A 7,339-nucleotide genomic window follows, 5' to 3' on the forward strand; every position below is an offset into this window, starting at 1 on the left:
CATCGCCGACAAGCCCGTTGCTGTCGCCGCACCAAACGTGCTCAGCAAATAGTCGGTGTACAAATCGAGTTCTTTGTTCTTCATGGCGACAGGTTATCGTATGCACTGCGTAACATCAGTTATTAATCATGTGTTCATCCAGACATAGCTTAAGTTTATGTGGCAGGTGGCACGACAGCCCGCCGCGCCAGTTGAATACCATTACTTTATTGCCAACGCGGATGTGGATAAACACTGATTCGGTTGAAGGTTTATTGCAGGGCAGTAAACAATCAAATGCAGTGGTATCAAGCTAGCGTGTCACGCTACAGATAGGTACATCTCGTTAAGGCAGACTAAAAGCATTAGGGTTAACTAGGGGTTGCCTGATGAAGTTGAACTTGAAGGCGCATAAATAGTCTAGCGAAGCTTTTATGCATGTCTTAAGCATAAATTCTTCAGCTTTCGATATCTGAAACATGTAAATGAATGCCGGTAACTAACCGGCGGGGAGAGGTATTTGAAATGCGGCTTAGTTTAAATAGCATCTTATTGGCGAGTCTTATATCTTGTGCCAATGCCGCGGATTTAATGAGTTTTTGGGATGCCCCGCAGTCTGGCGCAAATAGCTTTAACCGGCTTCCACCTGATCAAAAGTATTTCAATGCATTACATAGCTATGGCGCCAGTTGGGTGCGACTGACGTATGAAAAATGGAAGCCTGCCAAACGGGATTTTTTGATTGGGAATGCGGATCGCTATACGGGACTCAACAAGCGAGACTTGGCCATTCTTAAAGCCAGCCTCGATCGAGCACATAAAGCCGGTTTGAAAGTGGTTGTTACGCCAATATCGATTCCTGGTGGGCGTTGGAGTCAGGAAAATGGAGGGAAGTTCGATGGCCGAGTATGGAAAGACAAGGCATATTGGAAGCAAAACCAGATGTTTTGGCGAGATCTGGCCAAGGAATTAAAGAATCATCCTGCGGTAGCTGCCTATAACCTCGTTAACGAGCCGGCACCGGAATTCAATACCACCCTGTCTGAGCACGCCTCTCGTGCAGAGATGGTACGTTGGTATGAAAAAGAAGCCAAAGGCACTGCACGTGACTTGCCTGATTTCTATCAACAAATTGTCGCTGCAATTCGCAAAGTGGATGCAGCGACCCCCATCATGCTTGATGCTGGTTGGTACGCTGCGGCAGATACATTTGGTTACTGGCAAAAACCCTTGGACGACCAGAAGGTTTTGTACAGCTTTCATATGTATGAACCCTACGAATTCACGAGTTCACCGAATATGAAGCGAGCCAAGCCTTATCCCTATCCTGGTGAGGTACCCTACGGCGGGAAAAAGGTGCAATGGGATGCAAAACGCGTTGCAGACTATTTGCAAGTACCAATGGATTGGGCGAAGGAACATAAGATCCCTGTCAATCGTATGGTCGCGGGCGAGTTCGGTTGCATGCGGCTATTACCCGAGTGTGGGCAATATCTGGAGGACGTACTCAAGGTATTGGACAGCCATCAATTGCACTGGGCGTTTTATAGCTTCCGCGAAGATACCTGGGATGGCATGGATTACGAGTTGGGCAAAGCGCGTGTGCCATGGGCATATTGGAAGGCAATGGAAGAGGGCAAGCCCTATCCGCTGCCTCGTAAGGTAACGCCGCAGTTTGAACCGATCCGCAAAAGACTGGCAGCACAGAAAGCGCAAGATAATTCGCTTGCCAAACCCTGAACCGCTTATGTATTGAAAAGGCTTTCAAGCTTTAACGGTTGTCTCAGAACCTGTCTAAAGTCTGCTGTGCGTCAGCAATACGGCGTTGAAAACAACCTCGAAATGCTCATTTACCCTATGTAAACTCCGCTTCCTCGACTGTTTTCGCCTTGTCTTGCTCTAGCTCGCGAGACTTTAGACAGGTTCTCAGACAGGCTTTGAAATTGGTGGTCATTTAGTCTGTGCAGCAGTGACGTTGGTCAAGTGCCTCAATCAGGCGGCAGTGCTCTGTGGTCTGGCTGGGGCAATGGCTCAATTTGCTCAATGCGTCGCGTATTGCCATCAGGTCTGCAATCTTGGCTTCTACTTCTGCCAAATGCTGTCGTGTAAGGCTGTCAGCTTCCCCGCATGGTTGCTCCGGGTGGGCTGCCAGTTGCAGCAAGGTGCGAATCTCTTCAATGCTAAAACCCAGCTCACGGCCCCGGCGAATAAAACGCAATTGCTTGGCAGCTTTTTCGTCGTAATGGCGATAGCCGCTTGGACTGCGTCCTGGCGAAGGCAATAGGCCAATCTTCTCGTAGTAACGGATGGTCTCCTGGTTCACGCCGGCAACCTGGCCCAGTTCTCCGATTCGGTAATGTGTAGACATGGCTTGACCCTGTAGTAGCTACAGGGTTCAGCATACGGCCATCACATTACTAGGAGCAAGAACATGGGTGCCAATTGCTGTCATCATGAACCGGAAACAAATCTGACCCCTACCCGGCAGGGCCGCTATCGCAAGGTATTGTGGGTGGCTTTGGTGGTGAATGCAGTCATGTTTGGTGTCGAGATATTCAATGGTGTGAAGGCCGATTCGGTTTCCCTGTTAGCTGATTCGCTCGATTTCCTGGGTGATGCAGCAAATTATGCGATAAGCCTATGGGTGTTGGGTATGGCAGTCAGCAGTCGAGCCAAAGCTTCCTTATTGAAGGCGGTATCGATGGGGGTGTTTGGTCTTTGGATTATTGGCAGTGCCTTATGGCACTGGGCCAGTGGAACAACACCTAGCGCTGTCACCATGGGGTGGGTAGGGACGCTGGCGCTGCTGGCTAACCTGGGCGTGGCTGTGCTGCTGTACGCCTATCGTGAAGGCGACAGCAATATGCGCAGTGTGTGGCTATGTACCCGTAATGATGCGCTGGGTAACTTGGCGGTATTGCTGGCCGCGTTGGGGGTGTTCGGTACTGGACAGGCATGGCCTGACCTGATGGTAGCGCTGGTGATGGCCAGTTTGGCGCTGTCTGCTGCGTGGCAAGTGATGATCCAGGCAAATAGGGAGCTAGCGACGGTGTAGGCTCAAGAACCTGTCTAAATAGTCTGCTGCGCGTCGGCTGAGGTAGCCTGAATTCCGTAGACACACCTGATTGGTAAACAGGAGGCTGCGGTGAGAGCTGACCGAGGCCCGGATGGAACGGGACATCTTAAAAAACCGCCCACACGGCGCGCCGCGTCACTTGTGATTAGAAACACCCGGAGGCGTACACTGGCTGCCGAGAGGATAGTGGCGGGTCGGGCGGATTGCGCGTCTACGTCGCGAAGACGGCATCCGCTGCATCCAGCAACGGTAGTTCAAGACCACAACCCATTCAAATCACCGCTTGCCCGTTGCAGATAACCTGCTTAACCAGACCTTTGAACCGACGGGTCCAAAGCAGGTCTGGGTGAGCGATATCAACTACCTCCAGACAGATGAGGGTTGGCACTATCTGGCGGGCATCAAGGATGAGTTTACCTGCGAGATTGTGGGTTGTGCGATGTGGGCTCGAATGACGCAAGAGTTGGTCAGTCAGGCGTTGTGGAAGGCCGTGAAGTGGAAACAGCCAAAGGCGCGGAGCTGATCTTGCATTCAGATCGAGGCAGCCAGTACTGCTCGCAGGGATATCGTGCGCTGGTGGCGCAGTTTGGCTTACGCGTTTCGATGTCGCGGCGAGGTGACTGCTATGACAATGCGCCGATGGAGAGCTTCTGGGGCAGTTTGAAGCATGAGCTGGTGCACCATCGGCGTTATAGGACCCGGACCGAAGCAGAAGCTTCGATCCGGGTATTGGCTGCGCGCTCTGCTGATCGTGGCGGCTTTCTTAACCCTGCAAGCCCTAATGGTGCTAATTGAAAGAACTTATGTCTGACACCATCGACCAGGTTTGCAGTGATTTCTGGTCGAACGTCGCGTCAATTACAAGTCCGGCTGATTATCTAATGCAAGTCAAAACAGTTAGGGATTTACTGTATTTTCAGCAGGTTAGAGAAACTTTTATGTCAAATGAAACACATAACTCTTAGTTTTTAACTAGGGGTCAAGTATATGAATTTCATCAGCAACCCGAATGTACTCAAGGGCGGTTCCATCGTGGCGATGGCAACCGCATTTTTATTGTCTGGATGCGGTGGGTCGGATAAACCAGCCGTAGTACAGCGCAATGATCAGGCGTGTACAGATTTCGACCAATTGGTCAATGGGGATTGGTACCGATCGGTTCAGCGCACACCTGGAGACGAAACACCCGATGCATTTTCGGATTTACCACAACAGAATTATCAAGCTTTACTGACGGCGTTAGAGGCGGCGGCAACGTCACCGCTCGCTAGCGAGAACAGTGACTTAGGCAAGCTTGTACGCCTATTTGCCAGCCAGGCACAGCCTGCGCCCACTACTACGGTGGCCTTGAATGAAGAATGGCAACTGGTAGATGGCATGGCACAAGCCCAGGAAATACCGGTTGTTATGGCGAAGCTACTGCGTGTCGGCACCGTATTACCCCTGTCGCTACGTACTCAAACCGATAAAGAGGAAGATGTTAAGCCAGTCGAGCTGAAGTTAGTGCAAAGAAATATAGATTTCCAGGGCAATACAGTGGAAGCAAGGCGTGACCATATTGCACGTATGCTGATAGCGGCTGGTGTTGCTGCAGATCAAGCCGCTATCGATGCGGAAGCGGTCGAGCGCATGGAACAGCGGATCAAGGAGCCAGCAGCCTCAACGCCAAGTTCGGTGACGTTTGATATGCCAGCCTTCAAGCAGCAGCTTGGAATTGCCGCCAACGTGGAAGTGGATTCGGCTACTGAAGCCAAATTGTCGCAAATGATGGCTGAGTTCACCCTGCCGCAGTGGAAGAGTTTCTTTAAGTGGCGGCTCTTGAAAAGTTTTAGTGCTTATCTTCCGGAGCAGCTTTCAGCTGAGGAAAAGCGCTGGCAAGCTGGGTGGCAGCCACAGTTTCTAGCTGACACAAATGTGTCGGGTATAAAGACGCCAATCGACAATCGGGTCCGCTTTTTAGCAGCGCTGATGCCAGATACGTTGAACCGTTTCTTCGTGGAGAAGGTGATAGGGCCAAGTAAACTGGCTGCCGTCAGCACCATGATGCAGGAACTGAAGCAGGAGATGCGTGCGCGAATCGAGACACGTACCTGGTTGAGCCCAGTTGGCCGGGATGCTGCACTTCGCCGGCTTGATACGATGGCCATGGTAGTAGTTCAACCCGAAAAGTGGATTGATTACAGCAACCTCACTGTCGACGCTAACGACGCGCTAGGTAATATCAAACGTGCGAACCAGTTGAACTTTGCAGAACAGGTTAAGAGCGCTGGGGTACTGCCACGACTTGGGGCAAAGAAAGGATATGGTTGGAGTGAACCTAACCCCAGATATGTACCCGGCCGCAATGTGATGGTGGGCGATATCAGCATGATGCTTACGTCGCCCATGGTGGATTTTGAAAACAAACCCGCATTTACCTACGGTTTTCTTGGTGCATCCATCCTTGCCCATGAGATGGGACATGGTTTTGATGCCAGCGGCCTACAGGCAGCGCCCCCTGATTATCCTGTTCCACCAGCTATGGGGCTGGCAAGCAGCGATATTACCTACTTCAAGTCCATGGAAGACCGTCAAAACCAGCACTATGCCGACTATGTGAAGAGTGTACTGGGCGTAAATATCCCGGTTTTACGTATGACGATTGAAGATATGGCTGATCTGACCGGCTTGGAAGTTGCAACACAGCTTGCCCAGAAAAAGTGGCCGGGTGCGACGGCGGCGGATCAATTCTTTAAGGGATATGCGTCTTCTCATAGAAATGCAGGTACCCCTGAAGAGTTACGGGACCACGCATCCACCGCGCCTGCTCATGCTGTAGATAAATACCGGGTAAATGGTGCCCTGTCCAACTCGCAGGCATTCGCTGCCAATTATGGCTGCAAAGCAGGTGACGCGATGGTGCGGGCGGATAAAGACCGAATTACTCTATGGTGAGTACTACCGGGCAGCCGCTTTGATACAAATCAGAAGCCGAGGCCCAGCGGTCTCGGCGTTTAGTTGTAGAAGTTCAGACTTGATCTGACAGTCCCACCTTGCCAAAGGGTGGGGTTACCCGTTTTGATACAGGTGCGAATCTTTATCGAAACAGCGCATATGCGCCAAGGAGTAACCCCATGGCTAGTCTCAATCAGAATGTCATCAAGCACAAGATCGGCTTGCTGAATCTCGCCGCTGAACTTGGCAATGTCTGCAAATGCGATTTCAGCTGATCATGCGATTGATAGTGGTAACGCTTGACCGTCGCCTCCTTAATCGTCCGATTCATACGTTCGACCTGTCCATTGGTCCAAGGATGGCAGACCTTGGTTAGCCGATGTTCGATGTGGTGGGCTTGGCAGAGGCGATCAAACGGAATCGCCCAGTAGGCTTTAGTGCCTTGCCGCTTGGCAAACTGAATGCCGTTGTCTGTCAAGATCGTATGAATGGTGTAAGGCACAGTGGCAATCAAGCCAGACAGAAAATCCATTGCCACCAGGCGTGTTGCCCTGGGATGAAGCTCAGCGTAAGCCAGTTTTGACGTCCGATCGATGGCGACAAAGAGATACAGCCGTCCTTCATCAGTTTGGACTTCGGCAATGTCGAGATGAAAGTAGCCGATGGGGTATGGCTTGAACGATTTCTTCTGCGGTTTATCTCCCTCGACTTCGGGTAATAGGGAGATGCCATGGCGCTGCAGACAGCGATGCAAGGCAGAGCGGGTTCAAATGCGGCATGCTGGGCTGGAGCGCGTACAAGCAGTCGTCCAAAGGCAGCAAGGTGTACTTCCGGAATGCCACGATGGCGGCTTCTTCCTCCTGCGCCAGCACCGTCGAACGGGCTGCCTTCGGCCCCATGGGTGCATCGTGCGTAAATGAGCGAGCCCGCCATTTTGCATTGGTCTTCTCTCCTGGCTCTAGAGGGTGTCGTCACAAGATTTCCCTGGCCTTAAAATTCAGCAATGACTTCCGGATCTATTGCCCTGCCGGCGCATCGTCGCCATGACATTTCCGATTCACACTGGCTCTTGCTGGAGCCCCATCTGCCGGGGCGGCGAGGTGACTGGGGCAGGGGGGCAAACAATAACCGATTGTTTATCAATGCCGTCTTCTGGATTTTGCGTACCGGAACCCCATGGCGAGATCTTCCACCCGATCTGGGAGGCTGGAAAAACACGCATTGACGCTTTTGTCGATGGCGTGACAAGGGAGTTTGGGGGAAGTTGCTCGAACAGTTGATAACCGACCCGGACGTTGAATGGCTGATGATTGATGCTTCCCACATCAAGGTTCATCCCGACGCGGCCGG

4 protein-coding genes and 3 pseudogenes are annotated in these 7,339 nt (G+C 51.8%); 5 read left to right on the forward strand and 2 right to left on the reverse strand.

Annotation, left to right across the window (positions count from 1 at the left end; translation table 11 throughout):
* Window positions 1-570 precede the first annotated feature (570 nt).
* Window positions 571-1,719 carry a glycoside hydrolase family 5 protein gene (locus CSQ89_RS18575; protein ID WP_199065704.1) on the forward strand — a complete coding sequence of 383 codons (1,149 nt, stop codon included), beginning with the start codon at window positions 571-573 and terminating at the stop codon, window positions 1,717-1,719.
* Window positions 1,720-1,933: 214 nt separating this feature from the next.
* Here CSQ89_RS18575 and CSQ89_RS18580 read toward each other — a convergent pair whose 3' ends face one another.
* Window positions 1,934-2,347, reverse strand: coding sequence for a MerR family transcriptional regulator (locus tag CSQ89_RS18580; protein ID WP_099407563.1), 414 nt, complete (start codon window positions 2,345-2,347; stop codon window positions 1,934-1,936).
* Between the two features lie 63 nt (window positions 2,348-2,410).
* Here CSQ89_RS18580 and CSQ89_RS18585 point away from each other — a divergent pair, with 63 nt between their 5' ends.
* From CSQ89_RS18585 to CSQ89_RS18600, 3 genes and pseudogenes are all read left to right on the forward strand, one after another.
* Window positions 2,411-3,034, forward strand: coding sequence for a cation transporter (locus tag CSQ89_RS18585; RefSeq protein ID WP_099407564.1), 624 nt, complete (start codon window positions 2,411-2,413; stop codon window positions 3,032-3,034).
* Between the two features lie 220 nt (window positions 3,035-3,254).
* A pseudogene (locus CSQ89_RS23305) lies at window positions 3,255-3,781 on the forward strand (IS3 family transposase); the annotation flags it as partial.
* A gap of 261 nt (window positions 3,782-4,042) precedes the next feature.
* Complete coding sequence (locus CSQ89_RS18600) at window positions 4,043-5,989, forward strand: M13-type metalloendopeptidase (protein WP_099407566.1); 1,947 nt, start codon at window positions 4,043-4,045, stop codon at window positions 5,987-5,989.
* 256 nt (window positions 5,990-6,245) lie between these two features.
* On the opposite strand, the pseudogene CSQ89_RS23310 reads toward CSQ89_RS18600, so the two are convergent.
* Window positions 6,246-6,936 (reverse strand): annotated as a pseudogene (locus tag CSQ89_RS23310) (DDE-type integrase/transposase/recombinase); the annotation flags it as partial.
* A 56-nt stretch (window positions 6,937-6,992) separates the two neighbouring features.
* Here CSQ89_RS23310 and CSQ89_RS18610 point away from each other — a divergent pair.
* Window positions 6,993-7,339 (forward strand): annotated as a pseudogene (locus tag CSQ89_RS18610) (IS5 family transposase); the annotation flags it as partial.

It is taken from the genome of Chitinimonas sp. BJB300 (assembly GCF_002735695.1).
Classification (GTDB): Bacteria; Pseudomonadota; Gammaproteobacteria; order Burkholderiales; family Chitinimonadaceae; genus Chitinimonas.

Coding starts and splice junctions, on each gene's coding strand:
- CSQ89_RS18585 (WP_099407564.1), top strand. CDS start 2,411: ATGGGTGCCAATTGCTGTCATCATGAACCGGAAACAAATCTGACCCCT.
- CSQ89_RS18575 (WP_199065704.1), top strand. CDS start 571: ATGAGTTTTTGGGATGCCCCGCAGTCTGGCGCAAATAGCTTTAACCGG.
- CSQ89_RS18580 (WP_099407563.1), bottom strand. CDS start 2,347: ATGTCTACACATTACCGAATCGGAGAACTGGGCCAGGTTGCCGGCGTG.
- CSQ89_RS18600 (WP_099407566.1), top strand. CDS start 4,043: ATGAATTTCATCAGCAACCCGAATGTACTCAAGGGCGGTTCCATCGTG.